Below are 13,979 nucleotides of genomic sequence, written 5' to 3'. Positions count from 1 at the left end.
CGAACATCATCGACAACCCCCTCTGACGGCCCGCCCCCACGCGCGCCGTCACGTCTTCATTTCCTGCCTGGAGCCTTCCATGCGCTCGCAAGCGGACGCCGTCGCGCGTCCTCCTATCATCATGGCCGAAACCGAGGTCGAACGCCTATCCACTCTGGCCCTGCAAATGGAGCAGGCCACGCCTGTCGCGGCCGAAATGCTGCTGCGGGAGATCCAACGCGCGGACATCCGGGCCGACGATGACATGCCCCGCCAAGTCGTGCGCATGCGCTCCACCGTCCGGTTCGAGGACGACGCCCACGGCGTGGCCCGTTCTGTCCTGTTGGTCTATCCGAAGGAAGCCGACATCGCCTCCGGCAAGATCTCGGTTCTTTCTCTGGTCGGAGCGGGCCTCATCGGCCTCTCGACAGGGCAGGCCATCCGCTGGCCTGACCGCGACGGCCATGAAAGATGGCTTAGGATCTTGAAGACCGAGCCTCCCGGCCGCCTTGCCTTCTAACCCGCGACCACCTGCCCCTGGGTAAACCTTTCCAAGCTCCGACCAGGCCTGCATCCTCGCTCAAAAAAGGGAGGACGCGATGCTGGAAGGTCTGCGGGTCGTCGAACTGGCGACCTATATCGCCGCGCCGGGCGCCGCCGGGATCATGGCCGACTGGGGCGCGGACGTGATCAAGGTCGAGTCGCCGGAGGGCGATCCGATGCGGCGCTTCTTCGACACCATCGGTTCGGACCAGGACGCCAATCCGGTCTTCGAGCTCGACAACCGCGGCAAGCGGGCCGTTGTGCTGGATATCCGCAGCGACCTGGGCCGAGAGGCTCTGAAGGCCCTGGTCGCGACCGCCGACGTCTTCCTGACCAATGTCCGCCCCGCCGCCCTGGCCCGCGCCGGGCTCGATCATGAGACCCTGCGGGCCGCCAATCCGCGTCTGATCTACGCCAGCCTGACGGGCTACGGCCTGACCGGTCCCGACGCCGACAAACCCGGCATGGACGTGGCCGCCTTCTGGTCGCGTGCGGGTGTTGGCGCGATCACCGCGCCGAAGGGCTCCGAACCCTTCCCGATCCGCACCGGCATGGGCGACCACGTCACATCTTTGGCGACGGTCTCGGCGATCCTGGCGGCCGTCTATGAGCGCGAGCGAACCGGCTCTGGACGCCTTGTCGAGACCTCCCTGCTGCGGACCGGCGTCTATGCGATCGGCTCGGACATGGCGATCCAGCTGCGCCTGGGGAAACTGGCATCGACGCGGGGTCGGCGCGAGGCGGTGCAGCCCCTCGCCAACTTCTACAAGACCGCCGACGGCCGCTGGATTTGCCTGCTGCCCCGCCAGGGCTCGGTGGACTGGCCCCGCATCGCCGCCGCCGCTGGACGCCCTGAGCTGGTCGACGACCCGCGCTTTGCCTCGGCCAAGGCCCGCCGCGAGCACGGCGAGGCGTTGGTCGACATCCTGGACGCCGCCTTCGGGGCCATGACCTACGCCGAGGCGGCCGAAGCTCTGGACGCTGGCGACATCACCTGGGCGCCCTACCAGACGCCGCGCGAACTGGCCGAGGACGCCCAGGCCGAGGCGGCGGGCTGCTTCGTCCAGACGCCGGATGGACGCGGCGGGACGTTCCGCGCGCCGGCCGCTCCAGCCCGTTTTCCCGGCGCGGAGGATGGACCGCGAGGCCCAGCGCCGATGCTCGGCGCGGACACGGCGGCGGTGTTCCGGGAACTGGGCTGGGACGAGAAAAAGGTCGCGGCGCTGACCGCGATCAGCGCTGCTTGATCTTGTCGTTGGCGTCGGCCAGCACGCGCAGCATCTCGGCCGAGAACATCGAGCTCGCCAGGCGCTGACCCGCGCCCATGCCCGAGGAGCCGGACGAACCCGCGCCGCCGAAGGGGTCGCCGACATCCTGCGAGCCGCGCAGGATCAGGTTCATCACCGCCTCCTGCTGCTGGATGTGCTCCAGGCGACGGCTGCTAGCGTACTGCATGAAGCCCTGATCGCCATCGGTCGCGCGAGACGGGGCCGGATCGGCGATCCGCGTGGCGCCGCCCGTCTTGGTCAGGTTGGCGTAGAGCTCGCCGACGGTGGTCGGACGGCCATCGCGATAGAAGATCGAGCGGTTGGCCTGGGCGGCCTCGGGGAACATCGCGGCGGCATTGGCGCCGGGCGAGGCGTTCGCCGCCTGGATCAGCCTGGCCGAGCCTTGCGGCCCCAGGAAGTGAGCGGCGTAGAGCTCGCCGGCCGTGGGCGAGCGCCCCACCCGGCCGCGCAGGTACGAGGCGTGGTCCGAGGTCAGCTCGCCGGCCATCAGCGACGCGGCGTGCGGATCCATTTTCAGGCCCAACACCGCCTTGCGCGCCTCGTCGCCGTTTACGCGATAGCGACCATCGGGACTTTGCGTGATCAGGTCCGCGTAGCGAGCGTAGCCATACTTGGAGCCGTGCTTCTTCAGCGTGGCCAGCCAGGTCTGGTCGACGAACTGGAACAGGCCAGAAGCCGACGAGGTGCGAGCCTTGGCGCCGGGGTTGAAGCCGCTCTCGCGCTTGGCCGTACCCATCAGGAACGAGAAGTCGACGCCCGTCGCGCTGGAGGCGCGCTGGATGGCCGACTCGACGACGCTGCGAATGGAACCTACGGCGGGCATGGGCCTCAGGAGTCGGCGATCATGGTTAATTCAGAATTAACCACGTTCCGCGCGCTCCGTCTGGGAGACGAGATGCCGCAGGGGATCGTACGATTGTAAGAAAAATCGGCAGGAGATTACGATTGTCAATTTACAGGGGCGCACCCCCGTGCTGATCTGATCCTACGAATGTAATTTTCGCTAGGGAGATCGATATGGCTCTGGCCCTGAATCCCAATGGCTCCGGCATTCCAGGCCTGGACGAGGCGCCCCGCAAGCCGTCTCCCGTGTTGATCGCGGGGCTCGGCGTTTCGGCCGCCGCGCACCTGATGCTGATCGGCTACCTGGCCTATCAGAAGTGGAACCAGCCGCTGCCGACGGCCGAGCCCGAAAACCCGTTCGTGATCGAACAGGTTTACACGCCCAAGCCGCCGCCTCCCCCGCCGCCGCAGCAACCGACAACGCCAAGGCAGAATCAGATTCGCCTGCACACGCCGGTCCCGACGCCCCTGCCCACGCCGGATCCGCTGCCGATCAAGCCGGTGGAGGTCGACACGCCGACTGCGCCCGGTCCCGTGACCCTGCCGACGGTCCCTGTCGCCCCCACGACGACGCCCGCGCCTCCGCCCAAGGTGATCACTCGGGCCAACTGGCTGCGCATTCCGTCCGGCGACGAGGTCGCGCGCTACTATCCCGAAAGGGCCCAGCAGCTGGGCGTCTCGGGCTCGGCGACGCTGAGCTGCACGGTGGCGGTGAATGGGACGGTGCGCGACTGCGCGGTGATCTCGGAGACGCCCGCCAGCCAGGGCTTCGGCGCCGCGGCCCTGAAGATCTCGCGCTTCTTCAAGATGAAGCCGCAGATGGAAAACGGCGAGCCGGTCGACGGCGCCAGCGTCAGCATCCCGATCCGGTTCAACGCGGGCTGACAGCCCTCCTCCGGCGTTGAAACGGCGGCCGGGTCGCGCCTTCCAGCGACCCGGCCATCTTTTGTTGGTCGCTCAGTAGCTCTTCGGCAGGCCCAGCACGCGCTCGGCGATGTAGTTCAGAATCATCTCACGGCTGATCGGCGCGATGCGGGCGATCATCGCCTCGCGGAAGTAGCGCTCGACGTCGTATTCCTTGGCGTAGCCCATGCCGCCGTGGGCCAGCACCGAGGCCTCGCAGGCGTGGAAGCCCGCCTCGGCGCCCAGGTACTTGGCCGCGTTGGCCTCGGCCCCGCACTCCTGGCCCGCGTCGTAGAGGGCCGCGGCCTTGAAGGCCAAAAGGTTGGCGGCCTCCAGCTCGGCCCACGACTTGGCCAGCGGGTGGGCGACGCCCTGGTTCTGGCCGATCGGCCGGCCGAACACGACCCGCTCCTTGGCGTAGGTGGACGCCTTGGCCAGCGCGGCGCGGCCCAGGCCGATGGCCTCGGCGGCGAACAGCACGCGCTCGGGGTTCAGGCCGTGCAGCAGGTACTGAAAGCCCTTGCCCTCCTCGCCGACCAGATCCTGCGCCGGGACGAACAGGTCCTCGATGAAGAGCATGTTACATTCGACCGCCTTGCGGCCCATCTTCGGGATCGGCTTGGCCTCGATCTTCTCGCGGTCGGTATAGAACAGCGACAGGCCCTGGGTCGGCTTGGCGCACTGATCCTTAGGTGTGGTGCGGGCGATGATCAGAATCTTGTTGGCGCGCTGGGCGCCGGTGGTCCAGATCTTCCGCCCGTTCAGGCGATAGCCGCCATCGACCTTCTCGGCCCGCGTTTCGAGGCTGGAGGTGTCGAGACCCGAGTTCGGCTCGGTGACGGCGAAGCACATCTTGTCCTCGCCGGAGATGATCCGGGGCAGCAGGCGCTCACGCTGCTCGTCGGATCCGAACTTCACCAGCGGCATCGGGCCGAAGATGTTGAGGTGGATGGCCGAGGCGCCCGAGAAGCCCGCGCCAGACTGGGCCACGGTCTGCATCATGATCGCCGCCTCGGTCAGGCCAAGGCCGGCCCCGCCGACGCTCTCGGGCATGGCCACGCCCAGCCAGCCGCCCTCGGCGATGGCGGCGACGAATTCCTCGGGGAAGTTTCCGGTCTCGTCGGTGCGGCGCCAGTATTCGTCGTCGAAGGCCGCGCACACCTTGGCGACGCCTTCGCGAATGGCTTCCTGCTCTTCGGTCAACCAGAATCCGGACATCCGGCCCTACTCCCCTGCGCTATGCGTCATTCCTCTAAGCCTTCTCGAAGCGCCGCGCATCGAAGGCGGCGGCCTCGGGGCCCGGGTTATCGCCCGTCAGATAAGCCGCCACCATAGACGCCACAAGCGGCGCGAACAGCCATCCGTTACGTCGGGCGCCGACCGCGAGCATCACGCCCGGCGCGCGGCTCCAGCCGACCAGCGGCAGGCCGTCGGGCGTCGTGGCGCGGACGCCGACCTCCACCGACGCCCCTTCGAGGTCCAACGCCGGGCGCAAGGCCTGGGCGGCTTGGCGTAGCGCCTGCGTCGCCGAGGCGTCGGGCGCGAGGTCGTCGCGGCCCGCCTCCATCGTCGCGCCGACGGCCAGCGCTTCGCCCGGCGCCAGATAGACTCCCTCGCCGCGCACCACCACCGCCTCGTCGTCGAGGAGCGTCGCGCGCAGGAGCTGTCCCTTGATCGGCGACAGGGCGGCGGTCTCGGGCGCGATGCGACCGTCACGGACTCCCGGCCCCGTCGCCAGCACCAGCACGTCGAAGGCCTCGACGCGGCCGTCGGCCAGGGTCAGAGCTCCGGGCTGAAAGGCCGCCACGGCGCCGGTCTCGAACACCACCCCGGCCTCTTCGGCCGCCGCGCGCAGCGCCGCCAGGGCGGGCCGCGCGTCCAGTCGCCAATCCTCGTCGATAACGTCCGTCGGCGAGACGCCCAGTTGCTCAAGCCGCTTGGCGACCTCGGCGCGCCAGCTGTCGGAGCCTTCGATCCGCACGCCGGCGCGAGACAGCGGAATCGCCAGGGCCTCCGCGAAGTCCGGCCACAGGTCGCGCGCCCGCCGCATCAGGGCCAGATGATCGCGCGAGACGGGGTCGAACAGCGCCTCGCTGATCGGAGCCAGCATGCCGGCCGCCACGCCAGATGCGTTGTCGCCAGGCGGCGCGGGATCGAACAGCGTGACGGCCAGTCCCGCCCGCGCCAGACGTAACGCTGTCGCTAAGCCGAAGGCCCCAGCTCCAGCCACCGAAATCTTTGCATCATTTGCAGAATACATTGGGGGCAAACACCTCCCCGTGCCGTCAACGTCAAGTCCGGGCGAGGCCATAATGTTGCAAAGAGACCGCTACGTGTACGCGCGGACGTGACGACTCTGCAAAGCTCGGTCTATATCGTTAATACTCGCGTTTGAGCCGCGTCGCGGCGTTGAGGGATTTGAGGCGGATGAACGATCGACCCGCGGCTGAGCAAGCCCACCCTGTCGACCTGTACGTGGGCGCGCGTCTGAGAATTCGTCGGAAGATGATGGGCCTCAGCCAGACTCAGGTCGCCGACGCCCTCGGGATCACCTTCCAGCAGATCCAGAAGTACGAGCGCGGCGCCAATCGCATCAGCGCCAGCAAGCTGTATGACGCCGCCAAGCTGCTGCAGGCGCCGGTGTCGTATTTCTACGAAGGCCTGGAAGACACCGACGGCGGCCTGGACGACGGCTTCGCCCAGCGCATGACCGAGTTCGTCTCGACGCCGGAAGGCCTGGAACTGGCCGGCCTGTTCCCGCGCCTGGAAGACCGCCGCCTGCGCCGCCGGGTCGTGGATCTGGTCCGCGCGATGGTCGACGACGAAGCGCCCTAAGGCCGGAGCCGCCGCCCCCACTACCCCGTCGGAACCCGCAGCTCTCGCGCCCCGTTGATCCGCCAACGGACCCGCGACGAGGGCTGGCGGCATGCCACGCGACACGATCGAGCTTCCGCCGGCTTCCACCGGCCTCTCCTACGTCAATGACGACGACCCTGGGATAAGCCGCGTGGCGGCGGGCGAAGGCTTCGTCTATCGCGACCCAGACGGCCGCGCGGTCAAGAACCCCGAAACCCTCGATCGCATCCGCGCCCTGGCGATCCCGCCGGCCTGGACCGAGGTGTGGATCTGCCCCTCGGCGCGCGGCCACATCCAGGCCACCGGCCGCGACCAGAAGGGCCGCAAGCAGTACCGCTACCACGACGATTGGCGACGCGACCGCGACGGGCTGAAGTTCAGCCGCATGATCGCCTTTGGCCGCGCCCTCCCCCGCCTGCGGGCGCGGGTCGAAGCGGATATGGCCAGGCGCGGCCTCCCGCGCGAGAAGGTGATCGCCGCCGTCATCCGCCTGATGGGGCTGACCCTGATCCGGGTGGGCAATGAGGAATACGCCCAGGCCAACAAGAGCTTTGGCCTCACCACCCTGCGCGATCGCCACGCCAAACTGTCCGGCGTCGGCGGCGTCTTCGAGTTTCGCGGCAAGAGCGGCAAGGTCCACAAGACCGGCTTCCGCGACCGACGCCTGGCCCGCATCGTCAAGGCCTGCCAGGACGTACCCGGCCAGCGCCTGTTCCAGTATCTCGACGATGACGGCCAGCGTCGGTCGGTCGAGAGCGCCGACGTCAACGCCTATATCCGCGCCGCGATCGGCGAGGATTTCTCGGCCAAGGACTTCCGCACCTGGGCCGGCACCCTGGCCGCCGCCCGCGCGCTGTGCCTGGTTCCCAAGGCCGGCGGCGCTGCGGAGGCCAAGCGCAACGTCAACACCTGCGTGAAGGCGGTCGCGGGCCTGTTGGGCAACACCGCCGCCGTCTGCCGCGGCTCCTACATCCACCCCCTGGTGCTGGAGGCCTATCAGCAAGGCGTGTTGCCGCTGAAGCCCGGCGGGTCCGAGCGCGCCTTCGAACTAGCGGTGATCCGCTTCCTGGAGGCGGCCAAGGCGTCGTACGCGCAAGCCTGACGGGAACGGCCGTCGCCTCGCGTCGTTGAGTCGGCTCGAACGGAGAACCGCCCATGGCCGCCGGCCGTCCCACCTGGCAGGGCCACCTGCGCCTATCGCTCGTGACCTGCCCCGTCGCGATGTACACCGCCACCGACGCGCGCGGCGACGTGCACTTCAACATGCTGCACAAGAAGACCCACAACCGGATCCGGATGATCCCGACCGATCCGGACTTGGGTCCGATCGAGCGCTCGGACATCGTCAAGGGCTACGAATACGAGAAGGGCGAGTACATCGTCATCACCCAGGACGAGATCGACAGCGTCCGACTGGAAAGCACCCGCACGATCGACATCGAGCGCTTTGTCCCCGCCGCCGAGATCGACCGGCTCTATTGGGACAATCCGTACTTCCTGGTTCCCGACGGCAAGCTGGCGGCCGAGGCCTATGGCGTGATCCGCGAGGCCATGACCAAGGAGGGCCAGGTCGCCCTGGGACGCGTGGTCATGCACCAGCGCGAGCGTTTGCTGGCCATCGAACCGCGCGACAACGGCATGGTCGCTTGGTCGCTGCGCTCGCGCCGCGAGGTCCGCGACGCGGCCAGCTACTTCGACTCCATTCCCGACAAGAAGCCCGACGCGGCGATGATCCAGATCGCCCAGAAGATCATCGAGCAGAAGGAAGGCCCGTTCGATCCCGAGCAGTTCAACGACCGCTACGAGGACGCCCTCCGCGCCCTGATCAAGGAAAAGCAGAAGGGCAAGGGCCGCAAGGTGACCGCGCCTGAGGAGCCCGAGGACACCAACGTGGTCGACCTGATGGAGGCGCTGCGGGCCAGCTTGGGCAAGGCGCCGGCGAAGAAGCCAGCGGTGCAAGCCAAACCCGCTGCTCGCAAGGCGACGCCGAGGAAAAGGAAGAGCGCCTAACGGCCGCGCTTCGCGGCGGCCTTAGGCTGGCTGGGGGGTCTCCCCTTGGCGTAGACCGTCTCTAGCGAGATGTCCTGGCCCCACGCGGTCGGGTCCACCGGACGCTTCAGGTCCGGGCCGTCGCGCACGGTTCGTCCGGTAGCAAAACAGTATGCTCGGATCGTCTCGCCGAGCTGAAGATAACCGTAAGCGACCACGCTAGCTTCGGCGTCGTCGCAACGATCGGCTGCCACAAGCTGCATCGCCAGCATTTTGCGGACCTCGTAGTGGTTCTCGACATCGCGCAGCGTCTGAGGGATCGGCCATTGCGCGAGCTTTGCGCGAAGATCGGCGTTCGAGTCCGGCGGCGCGGCGGTGGTGAGCGCGAGGACCACGAGGGCGGAAATCAACATAAGGCTGCTCACTTCAGATGCGCATATCTTTGGTTTAGCGCATCCCTTGCCGCCGTCTACCGCCCACTTCTCAACTTCCGGATCGCCGCCTCTAGATCGCGCTCGCTCTCGGCATAGGCGTCCCAGGCGTCCAGGTTCTTCAGCAGACTAGGCGCGGTGCGAAGGTTGAAGCGCTTCGGATCGAGGCCCTTGCGCACCTGGGTCCACGACACCGGCCAAGACACCGGCGCGCCGGGACGGCCGCGCGGCGACAGGGGCGCCACCGCCGTGCTCATGCGGTCGTTGCGCAGGTAGTCGAGGAAGATCTTCCCGCCCCGCTCCTTCTTGGACATGTTCAGCAGGTACTGGTCGGGACTGTCGGCGGCCATCTGGGCGCACACCTCGCGGGCGAAGGCCTTGGCCGTGTCCCAGTCGACCTTGGTGGGCTTCAGCGGTGTAACCACGTGCAGCCCCTTGCCGCCGGTCGTCTTGCAGAAGGGCGCAAGGCCCAGCGCTTCTAGTCGATCGCGGATTTCCCGCGCGCCCTCGACCACGGCGTCGAACGGCACGTCCGGCGCCGGATCTAGGTCGAAGACGAGCCGGCCGGGAACGTCCTGTTCGCCGGGCCGGCAGTTCCAGGGATGCAGCTCCGTGGCGCCCCACTGGGCGGCCGCCACCAGGCTCTCCACCGTATTGAACACCAAGTAGGGCTTGCGGTCGCCGCTGACGACGACCTCGTCGATCAGGGCCGAGACGCCCTTGCCCGAATGGCGCTGAAAGAACTTCTCGCCGTCAATGCCGTCGGGCATGCGGATCACCGAGCAGGGCCGGCCCTTGACATGCTCCAGCATCCAGTCGCCGACCACTTCGAAATATTCGGCGAGCTCGAGCTTTGTCCCGGGCGTTCCGTCGCCCGCGTCCGGCCACAAGGGCTTGTCGGGGTTGGAGATCGCCACGCCGCGCACCGAGGCCTTGCCACCTGTGCGCCGCTTAGGCGCGGGGACGGCCGTGGGTTCGGCCAACTCGACCTCCTCCGCGGGCGCGGGGGCTTCGGCCTCGACCGCCTGGGCCGGCTTGTCCTCGCGCAGACCCTTGAACGACGCCTGGCGCACCGAGCCGTCTCCCGTAAAGCCGGCGAACTCTATCTCCGCCACCAGCACGGGGTCCACCCAGTGGATGTTGGCGCCGCCGCGCGGCGCGCCCTTGCCCGTGAACGGCGAGGTCTTGCGAGCGGCCGCCTTCAGCTTCGGCAGCAGGCGCGCGACCTTGTCGCGACCAAAGCCCGTGCCGACGCGACCGACATGGACGAGGTCGCCGTCGCGATAGACCCCGACGATCAGCGAGCGAAAGGCGTCGCCGGTCGTCGTCCAGCCGCCGATCACCACCTCGTGCCCGGCCCGGCACTTGGCCTTGGTCCAGGTCCCCGACTTGCCCGAGCGATATGGCGCGTCGAGCTTCTTGGAGACCACGCCTTCCAGCGACATCTTGCAAGCGGACTGCAGCACCGCCTCGCCGCCGCTCTTGAAGTGTTCGACATAGCGGATGCGGTCGCTGTCCTCCGGCAGCTGCGCCTTCAGCCGCGCCTTGCGCTCCGATAGCGGCAGCTCCGTCAGATCCTCGCCGCCGGCGTAGAGGAGATCGAAGACGAAAAAGATCAGGTCGTCGGTCTTCTCCTCGGACAGGGCGGCCTGCAGGCCTGCGAACGAGGGCGAGCCGTCGGCGTCCAGCGCCACGACCTCCCCGTCGATGAGAGCGTCCGGAAGCGATGAACCGTCCCGGATCAACCGCGGAAACTTGGCGCTCCAGTCCAGGCCGGCCCGGGTGCGCAAGGCCGCCTTCCCGCCTTCCACGCGCATTTGCATGCGATAGCCGTCGAACTTGATCTCGTGCGCCCAGCCGCCGCCGCCGGGCGGCCGGTCGACCAGCTTGCACAGCTGCGGCGGCACGAAGTCGGGCATGGCGGTCGCCTTCTTGACGACCTTTCGCGAGGGGCTGGCCTTGGCGGAGGGCTTCGCAGCCTGTCCCTTTGGCGCGCTGGTCTCCTCGGCCGCCTTCTCGGCGCTGGCCTCGGGCGAGCGGTTACTGTTCCAGACCGCGTCGGACGCCGGGCCCTTGGCGGTCATGAAGGGCGTGGGCTTCTTGCCCGTCCCCGCAGCGATCTCTTCCATCGTTCGGCCCGAGGCGATCGAGAAGGACGTGTCCTCCAGGAAGTCCGCGTCGCCCTCGATCGCGAACTCGTCGCGATGCTTGATCAGCAGCCAGTTCTCGCGCTTTCCGCTCGACCCCGCTTTGGCGAACTTGTCGTTGTTGATCCGGACGAGGACATAGCCGCCCTTCATCCGCTCGCCGGCGAAGACCATTTTGATCTCGCCCTTCTTGAGGCCCTTGGCGAGGTCGAAGCCAGGCTCGGGCGCCCACCAGCCGCGGTCCCACAGCATCACCGTGCCGCCGCCGTACTGGCCCTTTGGGATCGTGCCCTCGAAATCGCCATAGGCCAGCGGGTGATCCTCGACGTGCACCGCCAAGCGCCGGTCATGCGGATCGCGCGAGGGCCCCTTCGTCACCGCCCACGACAGGAAGACGCCATCATGCTCCAGGCGCAGGTCATAGTGCAGGCGCGTGGCGTCGTGCTTCTGGATGACGAAACGCGCGCGCTCGGACGCGGCGACGGCCACCTTGCCCGAGGGCTCGGCCGTCTTTTCGAAGTCGCGTTTGGCCTCGTAGGCCGCGAGCTTGCGCGCCGCCATCGCCGTCCCGCCTATTCGCCGTCGAAGACTTCGGGGCGCTCGTCGTCGACGTCGCGTCCGTCGCCCGGATCCTCATCCTGCTCCAATTCGATGATCTCGTCGTCGTCGAGCTCCTCGGCGATCAGGGCGTCCTCGTCGTCCGCGTCGCCCTCGGCCTGGGTCACGTCCAGCACGTCAGGCAGCTCCTCGAAGGTGCGGAACTCGCCGTCGCGGCCGATCACGTCGTCGTCCATCGTCTCGGCGCCGTCCTGGCCGTCCAACCCGTTATCCACATCGGTCATGGCTGTTCTCCTGTGCTCGCAGGAGGAATGGATGGCGGCGCTTGGCGTTCCGGTCTTGTCGATCACGCCCCGCCCACCGGACGTCGCAGCGCGATTCGTTCGCAGAATCACCCATGGCGCGAGCGGACCCAAGGTCTACTTTTGGAACCAAAATTAACGCTTTTGCCCCCGATGCGGCGGTTCAGGAGGCGACGATTTCATAAAAAACCCAGTCAGACAGGCGTTTTGCCCCCATAAATCGGCTTTTTAACCTTCCCTAACGGGTGACAAACGCGATCGGGCTCGTCAGGCTCGAAATTCCCTGATTCACAGGAATGAGCTTAGAGATGACGAACGTTTCCGATCTGGTCGACGCCGCTGTCGCCGCTGACGACAAGCTGACCAAGACCCAAGCCAAGGCCATCATCGACGGCGTCTTCAAGTCGATCTCCGACGCCGCCGTGAAGGGCGAAGAAGTCTCGATCCCGGGCTTCGGCAAGTTCAAGGTCCAGGCCAAGCCGGCCCGCACCGGCCGCAACCCGGCCACGGGCGCGACCATCGAGATCGCCGCCAGCAAGAAGGTCGCCTTCACGCCGGCCAAGCAGCTGAAGGACGCCGTCAACGGCTAATTCGGTTCAGGGAGCGGACGCCGCCCGGTGTCCGCTCCTCGACGCTTCCCTTCACGCGCGACGATCCGCTTCATGCCCTCGTTGCGCGTGAAGCCTTTCCAGAACAAAACAAGAACGATAACGTGCCACGCATGGCCGTTCTCGATCTTCGGCGCAAGCTCGCCATCCTCTCCGACGCCGCCAAGTACGACGCCTCCTGCGCCTCGTCCGCCGCTCAGAAACGCGACTCGCTAGGTGGCAAGGGCGTCGGCTCGACCGAGGGCATGGGCATCTGCCACGCCTACGCGCCCGACGGGCGCTGCATCAGCCTGCTGAAGATCCTGCTGACCAACTTCTGCATCTACGATTGCGCCTACTGCATCAACCGCGTGTCGTCGAACACGCCCCGGGCGCGGTTCTCGGTGAAGGAGGTCGTCGACCTCACCCTGAACTTCTACAAGCGCAACTATATCGAGGGGCTGTTCCTGTCGTCGGGCGTCATCCGCACCGGCGACTACACGATGGAGGAGATGGTCCGGGTGGCGAAGTCGCTGCGGCGGGACCACGACTTCCGCGGCTACATCCACCTGAAGCTGATCCCCGAGGCCTCGCCCGAGCTGGCGACCGAGGCGGGCCTCTACGCCGACCGGGTATCGATCAATATCGAGCTGCCGCGCGATGACAGCCTCAAGACCCTGGCGCCCGAGAAGGACGTCACCGACATCAAGCGCGCCATGGGGCGGATGCGCCTGGCGATCGAGGATCGCGCCGAGCCCGCGCGAAAGGCCGGCCGCAAACCCTTCGCGCGCAGCCAGTCGACCCAGCTGATCGTGGGCGCCGACGAAGCCCGGGACGGCGATATCCTGGCCCGCAGCGCCAACCTCTACGGCTCCTATCGACTGAGCCGCGTCTACTACTCGGCCTTCAGTCCCATCCCCGACGCCAGCCACCGCCTGCCCCTGGCCCGGCCGCCGCTGCTGCGCGAGCACCGCCTGTACCAGGCCGACTGGCTGATGCGCTTCTACGGCTTCGAGCGCCCCGAGATCGTCGACGAAGGCGAGGATCTGGACCTCTCCGTCGATCCCAAAACCGCCTGGGCCCTGAAGAACCGCGCGAAATTCCCCGTCGATATCCACACCGCCGACCGCGAGACGCTGCTGCGCGTGCCGGGCTTGGGCGCGAAGGCCGTGGAGAGGGTCCTGACGGCCCGGAAGGTCGCCCGCCTGACCCTGGACGACCTGAAACGCGTCGGCGCCGTCCTGAAGCGCGCCAAGGCCTTCGTGATCACCGCCGACTGGACGCCGGGCGCTTTGACCGACCAGGACAGCCTGAAGGCGATGTTGGTCCAGCCCCAACAGCTGAGCCTGTTCTGATGCGGGTGGTGCGGCTGGCTTCCGAGATCGACTTCACCGGCTGGCGCGCGTCGGCGCGGGCGCTGCGAGCGGAGGGCGCGCCGCCAGAAGCGGTGGTCTGGACGGTGGAAAGAGATCTCTTCTCCCCTCCCCCTTGCGGGGAGTGGGCAGGGGGTGGGGGTGTCAGCATGGCGCGCTCAGAGCAAACACTCCCATCC

Annotated in this window: 14 protein-coding genes and 1 pseudogene; 9 read left to right on the top strand and 6 right to left on the bottom strand. The window is 67.7% G+C overall.

The window, feature by feature from the left end:
* Positions 1 to 79: 79 nt before the first annotated feature.
* The gene (gene rnk, locus AX690_RS01970) at positions 80 to 499 is read left to right on the top strand and encodes a nucleoside diphosphate kinase regulator (RefSeq protein WP_066682626.1); all 420 of its coding nucleotides are present in this window, start codon (positions 80 to 82) and stop codon (positions 497 to 499) included.
* 79 nt (positions 500 to 578) lie between these two features.
* Positions 579 to 1,769, top strand: coding sequence for a CaiB/BaiF CoA-transferase family protein (locus tag AX690_RS01965; protein WP_066682621.1), 1,191 nt, complete (start codon positions 579 to 581; stop codon positions 1,767 to 1,769).
* On the opposite strand, the gene AX690_RS01960 is transcribed toward AX690_RS01965, so the two are convergent.
* Positions 1,756 to 2,634, bottom strand: a complete 879-nt coding sequence (locus AX690_RS01960; protein ID WP_066682619.1) for a transglycosylase SLT domain-containing protein — start codon at positions 2,632 to 2,634, stop codon at positions 1,756 to 1,758. The two genes, AX690_RS01965 and AX690_RS01960, sit on opposite strands and share 14 nt — an antisense overlap.
* Before the next feature lie 194 nt (positions 2,635 to 2,828).
* Here AX690_RS01960 and AX690_RS01955 point away from each other — a divergent pair, with 194 nt between their 5' ends.
* Entirely contained in the window at positions 2,829 to 3,539 is a 711-nt protein-coding gene (locus AX690_RS01955) for an energy transducer TonB (protein WP_066682618.1), read from the top strand.
* 72 nt (positions 3,540 to 3,611) lie between these two features.
* Here AX690_RS01955 and AX690_RS01950 read toward each other — a convergent pair whose 3' ends face one another.
* Positions 3,612 to 4,775 carry an acyl-CoA dehydrogenase family protein gene (locus AX690_RS01950; RefSeq protein ID WP_066682617.1) on the bottom strand — a complete coding sequence of 388 codons (1,164 nt, stop codon included), beginning with the start codon at positions 4,773 to 4,775 and terminating at the stop codon, positions 3,612 to 3,614.
* Positions 4,776 to 4,809: 34 nt separating this feature from the next.
* Complete coding sequence (locus tag AX690_RS01945) at positions 4,810 to 5,817, bottom strand: FAD-binding oxidoreductase (protein WP_066730222.1); 1,008 nt, start codon at positions 5,815 to 5,817, stop codon at positions 4,810 to 4,812.
* Positions 5,818 to 5,984: 167 nt separating this feature from the next.
* Here AX690_RS01945 and AX690_RS01940 point away from each other — a divergent pair, with 167 nt between their 5' ends.
* From AX690_RS01940 to AX690_RS01930, 3 genes are all read left to right on the top strand, one after another.
* A complete protein-coding gene (locus tag AX690_RS01940) occupies positions 5,985 to 6,392 on the top strand; it encodes a helix-turn-helix domain-containing protein (protein WP_013080198.1) in 408 nt (135 codons plus the stop codon).
* A 91-nt stretch (positions 6,393 to 6,483) separates the two neighbouring features.
* Positions 6,484 to 7,515, top strand: coding sequence for a DNA topoisomerase IB (locus tag AX690_RS01935; protein ID WP_066682615.1), 1,032 nt, complete (start codon positions 6,484 to 6,486; stop codon positions 7,513 to 7,515).
* A 53-nt stretch (positions 7,516 to 7,568) separates the two neighbouring features.
* Positions 7,569 to 8,423: a Ku protein gene (locus AX690_RS01930; RefSeq protein ID WP_066682613.1), complete on the top strand. Its 855-nt coding sequence runs from the start codon at positions 7,569 to 7,571 to the stop codon at positions 8,421 to 8,423.
* Here the strand turns inward: AX690_RS01930 and AX690_RS01925 are convergent.
* Genes AX690_RS01925 through AX690_RS01915 form a run of 3 tightly spaced genes read right to left on the bottom strand, consistent with a single transcriptional unit; the run spans position 8,420 to position 11,822 of the window.
* A complete protein-coding gene (locus AX690_RS01925; protein ID WP_066682611.1) occupies positions 8,420 to 8,815 on the bottom strand; it encodes a hypothetical protein in 396 nt (131 codons plus the stop codon). The genes AX690_RS01930 and AX690_RS01925 overlap by 4 nt on opposite strands.
* 56 nt (positions 8,816 to 8,871) lie before the next feature.
* On the bottom strand, positions 8,872 to 11,541 hold the full coding sequence (gene ligD, locus AX690_RS01920) for a DNA ligase D (protein ID WP_066682607.1): 2,670 nt from the start codon (positions 11,539 to 11,541) through the stop codon (positions 8,872 to 8,874).
* Between the two features lie 11 nt (positions 11,542 to 11,552).
* On the bottom strand, positions 11,553 to 11,822 hold the full coding sequence (locus AX690_RS01915; protein WP_066682605.1) for a hypothetical protein: 270 nt from the start codon (positions 11,820 to 11,822) through the stop codon (positions 11,553 to 11,555).
* Between the two features lie 326 nt (positions 11,823 to 12,148).
* Here AX690_RS01915 and AX690_RS01910 point away from each other — a divergent pair, with 326 nt between their 5' ends.
* The 3 genes and pseudogenes from AX690_RS01910 to AX690_RS23520 form a co-directional block, all read left to right on the top strand.
* A complete protein-coding gene (locus AX690_RS01910; protein WP_066682603.1) occupies positions 12,149 to 12,430 on the top strand; it encodes an HU family DNA-binding protein in 282 nt (93 codons plus the stop codon).
* Positions 12,431 to 12,561: 131 nt separating this feature from the next.
* Complete coding sequence (locus AX690_RS01905) at positions 12,562 to 13,782, top strand: putative DNA modification/repair radical SAM protein (RefSeq protein ID WP_066682602.1); 1,221 nt, start codon at positions 12,562 to 12,564, stop codon at positions 13,780 to 13,782.
* Positions 13,782 to 13,904: pseudogene (locus tag AX690_RS23520) on the top strand (hypothetical protein); the annotation flags it as partial. The gene AX690_RS01905 and the pseudogene AX690_RS23520, both read left to right, overlap by 1 nt.
* Positions 13,905 to 13,979: the final 75 nt, after the last annotated feature.

This window comes from Caulobacter sp. CCH9-E1 (assembly GCF_001556515.1).
Taxonomy (GTDB): domain Bacteria; phylum Pseudomonadota; class Alphaproteobacteria; order Caulobacterales; family Caulobacteraceae; genus Caulobacter.
Note: the sequence above shows the minus strand (reverse complement) of the source record. Positions and strands in the feature narration are given on the sequence as shown.